At 59.6% G+C, this 13052-nt stretch carries 12 protein-coding genes; 6 read left to right on the top strand and 6 right to left on the bottom strand.

The window, feature by feature from the left end:
- Window positions 1-41: 41 nt before the first annotated feature.
- Window positions 42-1439, bottom strand: coding sequence for a glycosyltransferase (locus ACW44H_RS02825; protein ID WP_457506708.1), 1398 nt, complete (start codon window positions 1437-1439; stop codon window positions 42-44).
- A 174-nt stretch (window positions 1440-1613) separates the two neighbouring features.
- On the opposite strand from ACW44H_RS02825, the gene ACW44H_RS02830 reads away from it, so the two are divergent.
- The 6 genes from ACW44H_RS02830 (at window position 1614) to ACW44H_RS02855 (ending at window position 6927) form a co-directional block, all read left to right on the top strand.
- Window positions 1614-2381, top strand: coding sequence for an AraC family transcriptional regulator (locus ACW44H_RS02830; RefSeq protein ID WP_457506710.1), 768 nt, complete (start codon window positions 1614-1616; stop codon window positions 2379-2381).
- Between the two features lie 131 nt (window positions 2382-2512).
- A complete protein-coding gene (locus tag ACW44H_RS02835) occupies window positions 2513-2869 on the top strand; it encodes a RidA family protein (protein WP_008959745.1) in 357 nt (118 codons plus the stop codon).
- A gap of 1 nt (window position 2870) precedes the next feature.
- Window positions 2871-3818: a bifunctional Delta(1)-pyrroline-2-carboxylate/Delta(1)-piperideine-2-carboxylate reductase gene (lhpI, locus tag ACW44H_RS02840; RefSeq protein ID WP_457506712.1), complete on the top strand. Its 948-nt coding sequence runs from the start codon at window positions 2871-2873 to the stop codon at window positions 3816-3818.
- 21 nt (window positions 3819-3839) lie between these two features.
- Window positions 3840-4871: a histone deacetylase family protein gene (locus ACW44H_RS02845; RefSeq protein ID WP_457506714.1), complete on the top strand. Its 1032-nt coding sequence runs from the start codon at window positions 3840-3842 to the stop codon at window positions 4869-4871.
- Window positions 4868-5974 (top strand): class II histone deacetylase, encoded by a 1107-nt coding sequence (locus ACW44H_RS02850; RefSeq protein ID WP_457506716.1) that lies wholly within the window; start codon window positions 4868-4870, stop codon window positions 5972-5974. Before ACW44H_RS02845 ends, ACW44H_RS02850 begins: the two co-directional genes overlap by 4 nt.
- Complete coding sequence (locus ACW44H_RS02855) at window positions 5971-6927, top strand: branched-chain amino acid transaminase (protein ID WP_457506718.1); 957 nt, start codon at window positions 5971-5973, stop codon at window positions 6925-6927. Before ACW44H_RS02850 ends, ACW44H_RS02855 begins: the two co-directional genes overlap by 4 nt.
- Here the strand turns inward: ACW44H_RS02855 and ACW44H_RS02860 are convergent.
- The 5 genes from ACW44H_RS02860 to ACW44H_RS02880 all read right to left on the bottom strand — a co-directional run bounded on the left by ACW44H_RS02860 (window position 6924) and on the right by ACW44H_RS02880 (window position 13027).
- Window positions 6924-8042 carry a pyridoxal phosphate-dependent aminotransferase gene (locus ACW44H_RS02860; protein ID WP_457506720.1) on the bottom strand — a complete coding sequence of 373 codons (1119 nt, stop codon included), beginning with the start codon at window positions 8040-8042 and terminating at the stop codon, window positions 6924-6926. The two genes, ACW44H_RS02855 and ACW44H_RS02860, sit on opposite strands and share 4 nt — an antisense overlap.
- Window positions 8043-8129: 87 nt before the next feature.
- Entirely contained in the window at window positions 8130-9509 is a 1380-nt protein-coding gene (locus ACW44H_RS02865; RefSeq protein ID WP_457506722.1) for an FAD-binding oxidoreductase, read from the bottom strand.
- Window positions 9510-9566: 57 nt separating this feature from the next.
- Complete coding sequence (locus tag ACW44H_RS02870; RefSeq protein WP_457506724.1) at window positions 9567-11207, bottom strand: ABC transporter ATP-binding protein; 1641 nt, start codon at window positions 11205-11207, stop codon at window positions 9567-9569.
- Between the two features lie 9 nt (window positions 11208-11216).
- The gene (locus tag ACW44H_RS02875; protein ID WP_457506726.1) at window positions 11217-12050 is read right to left on the bottom strand and encodes an ABC transporter permease; all 834 of its coding nucleotides are present in this window, start codon (window positions 12048-12050) and stop codon (window positions 11217-11219) included.
- Window positions 12047-13027 carry an ABC transporter permease gene (locus tag ACW44H_RS02880; protein ID WP_457506728.1) on the bottom strand — a complete coding sequence of 327 codons (981 nt, stop codon included), beginning with the start codon at window positions 13025-13027 and terminating at the stop codon, window positions 12047-12049. Before ACW44H_RS02880 ends, ACW44H_RS02875 begins: the two co-directional genes overlap by 4 nt.
- Between the last annotated feature and the right edge of the window lie 25 nt (window positions 13028-13052).

The following is a 13052-nucleotide window of genomic DNA, read 5'->3' on the forward strand; positions in this document are numbered from 1 at the left end:
TGGGGCTCTTTTTTTGCTGGTAGCACTATCAGATGTAGCATCTACGTGTGCGTATTCTCGCAGCGCTCAGCGGTAAGTTGACGGTAGAGCGTGACAAGTTCTGCGCTTTTAGCATCCTCGTGCCAACTAGCAGCGTAAACTTGGGCTCGTTCGGCAAGCTGTTGGCGCAGGGTGTCATCGCTTAGCAGGCGGTTAACTTTGGCGGCAAAGTCGTCATGGTTATCCTCGGCGATCAGGCAGCCTTCTCCCTCTTTGAGTACATCACGCGTGCCCATCATGGCGGTGGAAACCACCGGCGTGCCCAGGGCCATCGCTTCCAACAGCACCAGTCCCTGGGTTTCCGTGCGTGATGCAAACACGAAGACGTCGGCGGCGCGGTAAGCGGCTTGCAGTGGGCCGTTGCGGTCAAGGTAGCCGAGGAACAGGACAGCGTCTGAAACGCCCATTTCTTGGGCGCGTTTGACGAGCGAATCATGGGCCGGGCCTTCGCCGGTAATGATTAGCCAGGTGGTCGGGTGTTCGACTAATACCTGAGACAGCATATCGATCAGAAAACCGATGTTCTTTTCAAAGGCGGCGCGGCCGACATAAAGCAGCAGCCGCGCTTCTTGTGGCAGGTCGTAGTGAGCCCGAAAGTCGCGCTGATCTTGAGGCAGGCAAAACGCCTCCAGCGCTAAACCAGTAGCAATGACGGTGATGGGCGTCGTCACGCCATAGTGGGTGAGTGCTTGCTGCATCGCCCGTGAAGGCGCCACCAAGGCGTCGAGCTGCTGGCACTGGTGCACCGAAAGCCTGCGTGCCGCAAAGCGCAGCCAGCGCCGGGGAAGCCAGCGGATATAGTGATGAATATACTCTTCAAAAAGCGTGTGATAGGTCGCCACCACCGGTAGCCCAAGCTGACGCCCCAGCGCTACACCGGCATAGTGGGCGGTAAAAGGCGTATGCACATGAATCAGATCAAAGGCTTCACCTGCCAGCGAAGGTGCCAGGGCGAGTAGATCACCGTAGCGCATCATGCGGTCTTCAGGGTCGCCGGGTACGTGGCGAGAAGGGATACGCAGCACGCCGGGTTCGTCCACTTGGCCTACCGGATAGTCGGGGCAGATCAGCGTGACCGAGTGGCCCAAGCGTTCCAGGGCGCCGCGAAAACTAGCAATGGAAGTGGAGACGCCATTGACGCGGGGAAAGTAGACATCCGAAATCATGAGTACTTTCATGCCTTCGAGTGGCATCGCGGTTGTGAATGCCATTGAGTGAAACAGCGTTAATGCTGATGCCAGCCGCGTCTCACGCTCTGCTTCGCGATGCTGGGCTAGGGCGTTGCCCTTGGCTAGCTGAGTGAGGGCTTGTGACAGGGCTTGAGAACGGGCTTTTGAGAATGCCGCGAATTCTGACTCGTCGAGCGTATTGTGGTGAGAGTGGCGTCGAAGTGGTGGCATATTATGAGGACTCTTGTGGCCGCTTATGGCCACCCTAAACGGCATCCGTGACTGGCGGATGACAGCCGTCCCCTCAATTGAGCGTTAACACACAGTTGGCCGCTTGCTCGCTTTTTGTTGCTTAGCCGTTTTATAGTGAATGAATCGCATTCGACGCACCGATGGTATTCCACCATGGCCTTTTTTGAGCTGCATAGCCGCAACTTAGCCCAAGAGCAGGTGGCCCATACCCACGACTTCCATCAACTGATTCTGGCCACTTGTGGCGTAACGGAGCTTTCGATGGAAGGCCAGGGGGAACGGGTCACCGCTCGCCGTGGGTGTCTGATTCCTTCGTCGCGCCATCACGAGTACCAGGGCGATGGCAGTAACCGCACCTTAGTGTTGGATATTCCCGTTGCGCACTTGGCGTCGCTTGAAAAGGGCGGTGAGATCGAGCGCTTGTTTGATAAGCCTCGCTTTTTCAGCGTGCCGCCCGCGCTAAACCAACTGACCCATGCCCTGGCGAACCAGCTCGAGCAGTGCCCTGCGCTGCAAAATGAAATTGCCATTCTGCTGCTGCGTGCGCTGACCATGTACCTGCACGATGCCACGCCCGCCGCGGCTGGCCAGTTGGGCCAGCACTGCATCAGTGAACGCCTCGATCTGGCCCGCCTGGATGCTTGGTTGGATCAACACTTGGCCGATGAGATTCGGGTGGAACAGCTGGCCGCGCTGTGCGCGCTCAGCCCTGGCCACTTTCACACCTGTTTTCGCGAACTGACCGGTGTGACGCCGCTGGCCTATGTGCAGCGCAGGCGCTTGGAGCATGCACGTACGTTAGTGCGACACAGCGCGCTTAGCCTGGGGCATGTCGCCATGTTAGTAGGCTTCCGCGATCAGGGCAGTTTCTCCCGCGCCTATCGTCGCTATTTTGAAATCTCCCCTTCGTCGGATAGATAGACCTTTCCTGTCAGTAGACGCTGCTTTAAAACGGCCTGCATGACTTGCGGGCAAATCTACCGCAGTGTCGGGCAAGTAATTTGCTGCTCTGCGCTTTAGTCTCTGAAGAATACCTTCGAAGGAGAGACTCCATGGGCGTTACCTATCAAGACAGCAATGCACGTATGAGCCAAGTGGCGATTCATAACGGCACCGTTTACCTCGCAGGCCAGGTTCCACCTGATGCCACGGCGGATATGCGTGGCCAAACCGAGCAAGTACTGGCGCGTATCGATCAACTGCTAGCCCAAGCGGGCACCTCAAAAGAGCATCTGATCTCAGCGCAAATCTGGGTCACCAGCATGGCGGAGTTCGACCAAATGAATGCTGCCTGGGATGCCTGGGTCGTGCCGGGTCGCCCGCCGGTGCGTGCAGCGCTTGAAGCTCAGCTCGCCAAGCCCGAGTGGAAGGTGGAAATCATGGTGGTAGCTGCGCTGCCGGAGGCCTGATATGCGGGTTGTTTCTGCCGAAGAGGTCACTCGTTACCTGAGCTGGGGCGGCTTGATACAGCGGCTACACACAACGTTCGTGAACGGCGTGGAGTCGCCTCCCCGCCATCACCACGCGATGCACCGGCCCGATGGCGAAGCCACCATGCTGCTAATGCCCGCCTGGGAAGCGGCGGGCTATATCGGCGTGAAAATGGTCAACGTATTTCCGCAAAACGCCGACCATGGTATTCCCGCCATCTCCGGGCTCTATTTGCTCAGCGAAGGTAAGCACGGCCAGCCGTTGGCCTGTATCGACGGCAGCGAGCTAACCCGACGTCGCACAGCGGCGGCCTCGGCGCTGGCTGCGCAAGCGCTGGCGAATGAAAATGCTGAAACGCTACTGGTGGTAGGTACCGGCAAGTTGGCGCCCATGGTGATCGAGGCTCACGCCAGCGTGCGTCCTATCAAGCGGGTGCTGATCTGGGGCCGCAATCCCAGTAAAGCGGCAGCCATTGCCAACGAGTACGCCGAACGCTTCGAGACCCAAGTGGTGGAAGAGCTGGCGGCTGCCGTGGCAGAGGCGGATATCGTCAGTTGCGTGACGCTCTCTACCCAACCGCTGATCAAGGGCGAGTGGCTAACGCCTGGCACTCACCTGGATTTGATCGGCGCGTTTCGGCCACAAATGCGCGAAACCGATGCGCTGTGCCTGCGTCGCTCAGAAGTATTTGTGGACACCTACGCCGGCGCCAAAGGCGAAGCGGGCGACATCCTGCAAGCCATTGAAGAAGGCGAATTCCAGTTCGACCAGATTCAGGCGGAGCTTGCCGAGGTGCTAAGCGGGGCTAAATCGGGGCGCTCGACACCGGAAGCCATCACGCTATTCAAATCGGTAGGCGCTTCGCTGGAAGATCTGGCTGCTGCCATTGAAGTGTGGGAGTCATTGCCTGAATCTACTGCATCATAGCTCCGCTAAGGACTGCGACCCATGAAGTGTTTTTATCACCCTGACCAGGCGTTGCATGCGCCGCCGACCTTCCTGCTGCGCGGCCAGCCTGTGCCGTCGCCGGAAGGCCCGGTGCGTGCGGAGCTGCTGACCCAGGGGCTTGCCCGTTCAGGGCTGACGCTGAGCGTACCTAAAGAGGCCGACTCGCCTACGCTGCGTAAGCGCCTGGAACAGATTCATACGCCGTGCTACCTAACGTTCCTGGATACCATTTACGCCCGCTGGCAGGCGCTGCCCAACGCGTCGGAGTTTGTCGCTCCCAATATCCACCCCTGCGGTGGTGGCCACCACTACCCGCGCCACCCCATTGGGCAAGCGGGTTGGCACCTGCACGACATGGCCTGCCCGCTAAGCGCGACGAGCTTTCAAGGCGCTTTAGCCTCGGCGGCAACGGCGGAAGCGGCAGCAGAAGAAGTGCTTAATGGCGCCCCAACGGCCTACGCATTGTGCCGCCCGCCGGGCCACCATGCCGGGCCGGAGCGCGCCGGGGGCTTTTGCCTGCTGAACAACTCTGCGCTGGCGGCGACCGTGCTGCGTGAACGCTACGGCAAAGTTGCGATCATCGATGTGGACCTGCACCACGGCAACGGCACCCAGGATATTTTTTATTATCGTAGCGATGTGTGGACTGGCTCACTGCACGCTGACCCTAGCGACTTTTATCCGTTTTTCTGGGGCGGTGCAGAGGAAGAGGGCAGCGATGAAGGCGTTGGAGCCAATGTGAATCTGCCCCTGCCGGTGGGCAGTGATGGCGACGTTTATCTCGATGCCTTGGCGATTCTGATTGATCACCTGCAACGTTATGAGCCGGGTGCCGTGGTGGTGGCGCTGGGGCTAGACGCCCACAAGGATGACCCGCTAGCGGGCCTCAAAGTAGAAACCGAGGCGTTCATTGAAGTAGGCAAACGCTTGGCGGCGCTTTCGCTGCCCATGGTGATTGTGCAAGAAGGTGGTTACCCCACTGAACACCTAAGCGCCAACCTGACCGCTTTTATGCAGGGTTTTACGGCATGAGCAGAACCGGTTTCTACTGGCACGAACGCTGCTTTTGGCACGACCAGGGTGCAATAGGTGTGTTCTCCGCACCAGGCGAATTCCTGCAGCCCCAGGCCGCTTCGGAAAGCCCGGAAAGCAAACGGCGCCTGAAGAATATTCTCGAAGTCAGCGGGCTGATCGACGAGCTTTACGTGGTGAAGCCTCCTGCTGCGACGCTTGACGACTTGCTGCGCTTTCACACGCCACGCTATTTAGACAAGCTCCAGGCAGGGGATCGAGCACGCGGTGGCAACGGCGGCGACTGCGCACCTTACATGCCCGGCAGTTGGGCGGCGGCCACGCAGTCCGCAGGGTTGGCTGTTGCCGCCGTTGAGGCTGTGGCGCTGGGTGAGGTGAGCAATGCCTACGCCCTATGCCGACCGCCGGGGCATCATGCCGAAGCCGACCAGGGCCGTGGGTTTTGCCTGCTGGGCAATATTCCTGTGGCGGTGATGCGTGCCCGAGCCTTGGGGCAGGTTAACCGCGTGGCGATACTCGATTGGGATGTTCACCACGGCAACGGTCAGCAGGCAGCGTTTTATAACGACCCTGAGGTTTTTACCGTTTCTCTTCATCAAGCGGCCAACTACCCGCTGGAAACGGGTGGCTTTGACGAACAGGGCGAAGGCGCAGGCCTGGGTGCCAATCTCAACCTGCCGCTGCCACCGGGCTGCGGCCTGGGCGCCTACGCGTACGCCATGGGAAAACTGGTGTTGCCCGCGCTAGAGGCATTCAACCCTGACCTGATCGTGGTGGCGTGCGGTTACGGTGCTTGCGCCAAAGATCCATTAGGCAAAATGTTGCTCAATAGCCAAGCGTTCGCCACCATGACCGCCCAGCTAAAAGCCCTGGCCGAGCGCTGCTGCGAGGGCAAGCTGGTGTTCGTCCATGAAGGCGGTTATTCAGAAGGCTATGTGCCGCTGTGCGGCCACGCGGTGATCCAGACGCTGGCAGGCAGTGCCATTGCCGTGCCCGATCCGCAAAACGATGAAATTGCCGCTTGGGGCTATCAGGCCCTGCAACCGCACCAGCAAGCATTAATCGATGACTGGTGCCAACAGTGGGAGCAACGTAAACAATGACACCGCTTTATGACCGCGATGGCTGGATCTGGCAGGATGGTGAATGGCTGGAGTGGCGCGAGGCCAAGGTGCATGTCTTCACCCACACCTTGCACTATGGCATGGGCTGTTTTGAGGGCGTGCGCGCCTATGCTGGCCCTAGCGGCACGCATCTATTTCGTGCTGCTGAACATACCCGCCGCTTGGCAGAAAGCGCCCATTCGCTGGATATGCCGCTGCCGTTTAGCGAAGCGGAGCTGATCGATGCCCAGCGCGAGTGCCTGACCAAAAACGGCCTGAGCAATGCCTATCTCAAGCCCACGGTGTTTTTTGGTGCGGAAGGCATGGGGCTGCGCGCCCAGGGGCTAACGACCCATGTCATGGTGGCCGCTTGGGATTTGGGCCCCTATATTTCGCCCCAGGCCGCGACCCACGGCTTGCGTGCGCTGACCTCTTCCTGGGCGCGCCACCACGTCAATATCAGCCTGTGCCGGGCGAAAACCAACGGCCACTACGTCAACTCGATACTGGCGCTGAACACCGCGATCAAGGCCGGGTTCGATGAAACCATTATGCTCGATCCAGAAGGCTATGTAGCCGAGGCCTCGGCGGCGAACGTCTTCTTGCTGCGCGATGGCGTGCTGCACACCCCGGAAGTAACGTCGTGTTTGCAAGGCATCACCCGGGATAGCGTGATTCAGCTGGCGAAAAAAGTGTTAGGCATCGAAGTGCGCGAGCGGCGGATTACCCGTGATGAGCTCTACACCGCCGATGAGGCATTTTTAACCGGCACCGCCGCCGAGATACTCCCACTGCGCGAGCTGGATGGCCGTCGTATTGGTGGACGCGCGGGAGCACCACCCGCCAATGAGCCCATCAGCCCAGTCAGTGTGACGGCTCAACTGCAGGGGCTATATCGCCAGGCGGTGCGCGGTGAGTTGGATGATTTTCGGCATTGGTTAACGCCGGCTTAAGCGCTAATCGCCTTCTCCAAAGCAGCCAATCTCCCCGGTTCCAGTGCTGCCTGCACGGCCGTGATACGTATGATATTGGCAAGCTCAGGGTGCACTAAGCGAGTGACTAACACGCCTTCGGCGAGCAGTTGCTGATGCACCTCGGCGGCGAGTTCGGCGCTGGGCAGGCGAATGCCGATAAAGTTAGTAGCGCTGGGCAGTACGTCGGCACCCAGTGCGCGAAAGTGCTCAGCCAACTGCTCACGGCGGGCTTTTACATCGGCAACGTGCTGATTCACTTCGCCAGGGTGGTCGAGTACCACTTCGGCGGCGGCCAGGGTCAGCGAAGATACCGCGTAGTGAATGCGCACCTTCATCATCATCGCCAGTACCTCAGGGGCGGCGATGGCGTAGCCAATGCGCAGACCCGCCAGGCCGTGAGCCTTGGAGAGCGTGCGCAGGCGAATCACTCCCGGTATGGCTTTGGCTGCGAACTCGCTACCCGCGTCATCGCGGAAATCACCATAGGCTTCGTCTAACATTAGCCAGCAGGAGTCGGGCAGCGCCTCGCGCAGCTTGAGGATGGCGCTGTCGTTATGTAAGTGACCACTGGGGTTATCCGGGTTGGCCAGGTACACCAGCCGCGCGTTTTCCTGATGCGCCGCTGCGATAAGCGCTTCCAGATCGGGGGCCAGCACGCCCGGCGCCTCAAAATAGCTGGGTTCAATCAAGCGGCAGCCCTGGCCTTTGGCGAAGTAACCAAAGGTGGGGTAGGTGCCTGCGGTGCTCACCACAGTTTCGCCCGGTTCGCAGGTGGTGCGCAGGGCCAGGGCAATCAAGCTGTCAGCCCCGGCATCCACCAGCATCGTTTCCAGCGCAATACCCTGCTGCGCGCTCAAGCGTTGGCGCACCCCTAGCGCTTCGGAATCGCCGTAGCAGTAAACGTGTTCGGTCAGGGCATCGCCAAAGTGGTCGCGCAGGGCACGGTGGGGCATGTCCAGACCTTCGTTAGAGCCCAGCCGATGGGAGATCTCCCGGCCAAGTTTACGCTCCAGCACCTTGATGCCCGGAAACGGATTAACAGGGCCTTCACTCAGTAAGTGGTTGGGATAAGGGGGCGTGCTTTGAGAAGGCATAACGATTCCTAGAAACGATTTTCAAATCAGTATTAATGATTAACGTAGCGCGTTTATTTAAAGCTCTATTATTTAAAGCACTTTTATTTAAAGTACTTTACCGGGATTTAACAGATTAAGCGGGTCGAGCGCTTGCTTGAGCGACTGCATCAGAGCGATCTCGGCGCTGGAGCGGCAGGTACTTAGCCAGGGGCGCTTCTCCAGGCCAATGCCGTGCTCGGCGGAGACTGAGCCGCCAAGTGCTGCCAGCGGTTGATAAACCATCGCTTCCACTTCACGGCGCACCTCTAATTCAGCGCTTCCCACGCTAACGGAAATATGCAGGTTGCCATCGCCCAGGTGGCCAAACACCACCAGGCGCGCATCTTCCCATCGCTGGGTTAGCTGCGCTTCCAAGGCATCGGTGTAGCGCTGCATATCGGCAATCGGCAGGCTGACATCGAAGGTAAGCACTGGCGCCATGCCCTTGACCAGCCCCTCGATATCCTCACGAATCGCCCAAAGCCCATCGCGCTGGGTCGTCGACTGCGCAATCACCGCATCGACAATCAGCTCGCTCTCAAGCGCACTCTCTAATGCTTCGCTGAACTGAGTGGCATTGCGCTCAGCGTCGCTGCCCAGGGAATCAATGATCACATAAAAGGGATGCTCGGTGGCAATCGGCGGGGTGTGGCGGCCCAGGGTTTCAGTGAGTAGCCGATAGTGGTTCTGCCACATCACCTCAAACGCACCCAGGCTGCCGCCGAGTGCTTTGCCCATATGGCTGAGTAGCCCGGTGAGCGCCTCAAATGAAGGACAGGCCACCAGCGCCGTTTGCTCGCTGGGCGTGGGGGGCTGCAGGCGTAGCACCGCGCGGGTCACGATGCCCAAGGTGCCTTCGCTGCCGATAAACAGCTGCTTTAAATCAAAACCGGCGTTGTTTTTCAGCATGCGGTTCAGGGAACTGACCACGCGACCATCGGCCATCACTGCCTCCAGGCCGAGCACCTGCTGGCGCATCATGCCGTAGCGAATCACCCGAACGCCGCCGGCGTTGGTGGCGATATTGCCGCCAATCGTGCAACTGCCCCGAGCGCCAAGGTCCAGCGGGAACTGCAGACCGACCTCTTTCGCAGCTTCCTGAACCCGTTGTAGCGGTGCCCCGGCCTGCACGGTGAGGGTACCGCCCACTTGATCAATCTCTTCGATTGCGGTCATGCGTTCCAGGGAAATCACCAGCTCATCCGGGCTCGCTTCTGCACCGTGAACCAGACCGGTGAGGCCGCCGTGCGTCACTACCGGCTGCTGTACCTCATGGCAGGCACGCATCACGGCAGAGACTTGCTCGGTATCGGCCGGGCGAACAATCGCGCCTGCCTGACAGGGCGCGCCCGTCATCCAGTCCACGCGGCGGCTGTACACATCGTCGCCGGTCAATACATGGGCCGGGCCAACAATGGCGCGCAGCACCTCCAGGGTTATCTGCATCTGTTTTCCTTAGCTTGTCTTTTCCATTTTCTTGCCCATTTGGTCTTGCCCGATAAATTACGCTGTCGCCGCCACAGGCGCTTCGCGGCCGGGAATCGCCTTGAGCAGGTCTTGGGTATACGCCTCACGCGGGGCGAGGAAAATCTGCTCGGCGCTGCCTTGCTCAACGATGCGGCCATGCTGCATCACCACGATACGGTCGCAGATATGCGCGGCGACGCGCAGGTCGTGGGTAATGAATAGCAGCGAGAGCGAGAGGCGCTGTTTTAACTCTTCCAACAGTTCCAGCACTTGGGCCTGAATCGATACATCCAGCGCCGAGACAGCTTCATCCGCCACAATCAGCTCGGGGTTGAGCGCCAGCGCTCGGGCAATGCCGATACGCTGGCGCTGGCCGCCGGAAAACTCGTGGGGAAAGCGCTCCACGGCGCTGGCACCCAAGCCCACCATATCGAGCAGCTCGCCCGCTTGCTTGAGCGCCGCGGCTTTGGGCGTGCCGTTGGCAATTGGTCCTTGAGCAATCGCCATGCCCACTTTGGTGCGTGGGTTGAGCGAGGCGTAGGGGTCTTGGAATATCATCTGCACTCGGTGGCGTTCCCGTCGCAGCGCATCGCCTTTGAGCTGAGAAAGGTTCACCCCATCCAGCAGCAGCTCGCCGCTGTCGGGGTGTTCCAAACGCACCACGCAGCGCCCAAGCGTGGATTTTCCCGAGCCGGACTCACCCACAATCCCCACCGTTTCCCCACGAGCCAGCGTGAGCGAAACATCGTTAAGCGCATGCACTTCCCGGGCAGGTTTGAGCCAGCCGCCTCGGGAGCGAAAGACCTTATTGAGTTGCTTGATTTCCAACAGCGGAGCAACTTGACTGGTCTCCCGGTGGGGCGGCACCGCATTGCTGGGAATCGCGGCAATCAGCGCTTGGGTATAGGCGTCTTGAGGATTCTCAAGCACCGGCTTGGCGTCCCCCAGCTCGACGATCTTGCCGTGACGCATCACACAAACGCGGTTGGCGATTTCGGCCACCACGCCAAAGTCGTGAGTGATAAACATCACTGACATACCTCGCCGCTGCTGAAGGTCGCGAATCAGCTCCAGTATCTGCGCTTGGGTGGTGACATCCAGCGCCGTGGTGGGCTCATCGGCAATCAGCAAAATGGGCTCCAGCGCCAGGGCCATGGCGATCATGACCCGCTGGCGCTGGCCGCCGGAAAGCTCAAACGGGTAGGCGCGAATGGCCTTCTCCGGCTGGGGAATGCCCACTTCGATCAACAGTTCCAGCGCGCGGGTCTGGCGCTCCTTGGGGGTGAGCTGGCCGTGGGCTTCGAACACCTCGGCAATTTGCGCGCCGACTCGCATCAGTGGATTCAGGGCGGTCATTGGCTCCTGGAAAATCATGCCGATTTTTAGCCCGCGCAGAGCGCGGTGCTGCTTTTCCGTCAGAGCGAGCAAGTCTTGCCCCTCGAACAGTATCTCACCCCGGGTGGCGTTCACGCCTTTGGGTAGCAGCCCCATCACGGCGTTGGCGGCCATCGATTTACCGGAACCGGACTCACCCACCACGCACATGATTTCGCCGCGCTTCACCTCGTAGCTAACGTCCTCCACCGCCAGGGCGCGATCCGCCCCTTTGGGGAGCGCAATGTTGAGATCGCGAATGCTGAGGACGGTGTCAGCCGATGGATTCTCTGTAATAGGCATATAAAGTCCTTAGCGCTCGCGTGATAGTTTGGGGTTCAGTGCGTCGTCTAACCCTTCACCCACCAGGTTCAACGCCAAAACGGTGAGCAGAATCGCCACGCCAGGGAAAAAGCTCAGCCACCACGCCTGACGAATCACCGTGCGTGCAGCACCGATCATATAGCCCCAGGACATCACGTTAGGGTCGCCCAAACCGAGGAACGACAGCGCTGACTCCAGCAAAATCGCGGTGGCCACCATTAGCGATGCCAGCACGATAATCGGCGACAGCGTATTGGGCAGAATCTGGCGCAGAATGATCGTGGTGTTGGATTGGCCCACCAGGCGCGCGGCTTCGACATACTCGCGGTTGCGCAGCGACATAAATTCAGCGCGCACTAAGCGGGCCACCGGCGGCCAACTGACAATCGCAATCGCCAGCACAATCGAGGTGATGCTGGGCTGCATGATGGCCACCAGCACTATCGCCAGGGCGAAGTTGGGAATGGTCTGGAAGAACTCGGTAAAGCGCATCAAGAAATCATCGATGATGCCGCCGTAGTAGCCGGCAATGGCGCCCAGCGGCACGCCGATCAAGAGCGCCACGCAGGTAGAGACCAAGCCAATCAACAGCGATACCCAGGCGCCGTGCATCAGGCCTGAGGCCACGTTGCGGCCCATGGTGTCGGTGCCTAGGGGAAAGCCATCTTGCGAGAGCGGCGGCAAAAAGGGCCGCTGCACCATGCGCCATGGCGATTCAGGAAACAGCAACGGCGCCAGTATCGCCATGGCGATAATCAGCAGCAGAATGATCAGCCCGACGAGGGCGCCGCGGTTTTGCGCGAAGCGTGCGAAAAAGCTCATGCGGCCCCCTTCTTGATGCGTGGATCAGCCAGGCTGTAGACCAGATCAGTGATGATATTGAAGACGATGACCAGCGCCGCCGAGAAGAAGAAAATACCCAGCAGCAGGTTGTAGTCGCGCTGCTGCAGCGCTTCGAACATCAACCGGCCAATGCCGGGCCAGGCAAACACGGTTTCGGTCAGGATCGCGCCGCCGACCATCTGCCCCGCCTGCAGGCCTGCTAACGTGATGATCGGCAGCAGGGCGTTACGCAACACATGGCGCCGCTGAATAATGCCTGGCTTCAAGCCCTTGGCGCGGGCGGTTTTGACGTAATCCTGCTGCGCGGCATCGAGCATTGATGTGCGCGTCATGCGGGTGTAAATCGCCATAAAAAATAGCGCTAAGGTGGTCGCTGGTAGCACCAAGTGCTGGGCAATATCAAGCACCAGCGCAAACCCTGTATGGCCAGCCCCCACGGTGTAAAGTCCGTAGGCGGGCAGCCAGCCCAAGTAGACCGAAAACACCACCACCGACATCAGTGCAACCCAGAACAGCGGCGTGGCGTAGAATACCAGCGCCAGCGCCATAATCAGCGAGCCAGAGGGTTTCTTGACCCTTGCCGCAGCCATGGAGCCCGCCACGATGCCCAGCACCAGCGAAAGCACGAAAGCGGTGCCGGTGAGCAGTAGGGTGGCGGGTAAACGATCCATAATCAGATCAAAGACAGGAACGCCCAATCGGTAGGAGTAGCCAAAATCGAGCATGGCGATACCTGACACGTAGTGCCACAGCTGCACATACATCGGCTGGTCGAGCCCAAAGCGCTCGCGCAGCTGGTTGAGAAACTCCTGGTCGGCGGCACCCGCTTCACCGGCCAGAATAGCAGCCGGGTCACCGGGGGCCAGCTGAATCAGCAGGAAGTTAAAAATAACGATTAAAAACAGCACAATGACGGCCTTGAACAACCGCATCAGAATGAGGCGCGCGTAAACCATAAGTAATTTCCTGACTAATACCTTC

This window comes from Vreelandella sulfidaeris Esulfide1 (assembly GCF_054072535.1).

Coding starts and splice junctions, on each gene's coding strand:
- ACW44H_RS02825 (WP_457506708.1), bottom strand. CDS start 1,439: ATGCCACCACTTCGACGCCACTCTCACCACAATACGCTCGACGAGTCA.
- ACW44H_RS02830 (WP_457506710.1), top strand. CDS start 1,614: ATGGCCTTTTTTGAGCTGCATAGCCGCAACTTAGCCCAAGAGCAGGTG.
- ACW44H_RS02835 (WP_008959745.1), top strand. CDS start 2,513: ATGGGCGTTACCTATCAAGACAGCAATGCACGTATGAGCCAAGTGGCG.
- lhpI (WP_457506712.1), top strand. CDS start 2,871: ATGCGGGTTGTTTCTGCCGAAGAGGTCACTCGTTACCTGAGCTGGGGC.
- ACW44H_RS02845 (WP_457506714.1), top strand. CDS start 3,840: ATGAAGTGTTTTTATCACCCTGACCAGGCGTTGCATGCGCCGCCGACC.
- ACW44H_RS02850 (WP_457506716.1), top strand. CDS start 4,868: ATGAGCAGAACCGGTTTCTACTGGCACGAACGCTGCTTTTGGCACGAC.
- ACW44H_RS02855 (WP_457506718.1), top strand. CDS start 5,971: ATGACACCGCTTTATGACCGCGATGGCTGGATCTGGCAGGATGGTGAA.
- ACW44H_RS02860 (WP_457506720.1), bottom strand. CDS start 8,042: ATGCCTTCTCAAAGCACGCCCCCTTATCCCAACCACTTACTGAGTGAA.
- ACW44H_RS02865 (WP_457506722.1), bottom strand. CDS start 9,509: ATGCAGATAACCCTGGAGGTGCTGCGCGCCATTGTTGGCCCGGCCCAT.
- ACW44H_RS02870 (WP_457506724.1), bottom strand. CDS start 11,207: ATGCCTATTACAGAGAATCCATCGGCTGACACCGTCCTCAGCATTCGC.
- ACW44H_RS02875 (WP_457506726.1), bottom strand. CDS start 12,050: ATGAGCTTTTTCGCACGCTTCGCGCAAAACCGCGGCGCCCTCGTCGGG.
- ACW44H_RS02880 (WP_457506728.1), bottom strand. CDS start 13,027: ATGGTTTACGCGCGCCTCATTCTGATGCGGTTGTTCAAGGCCGTCATT.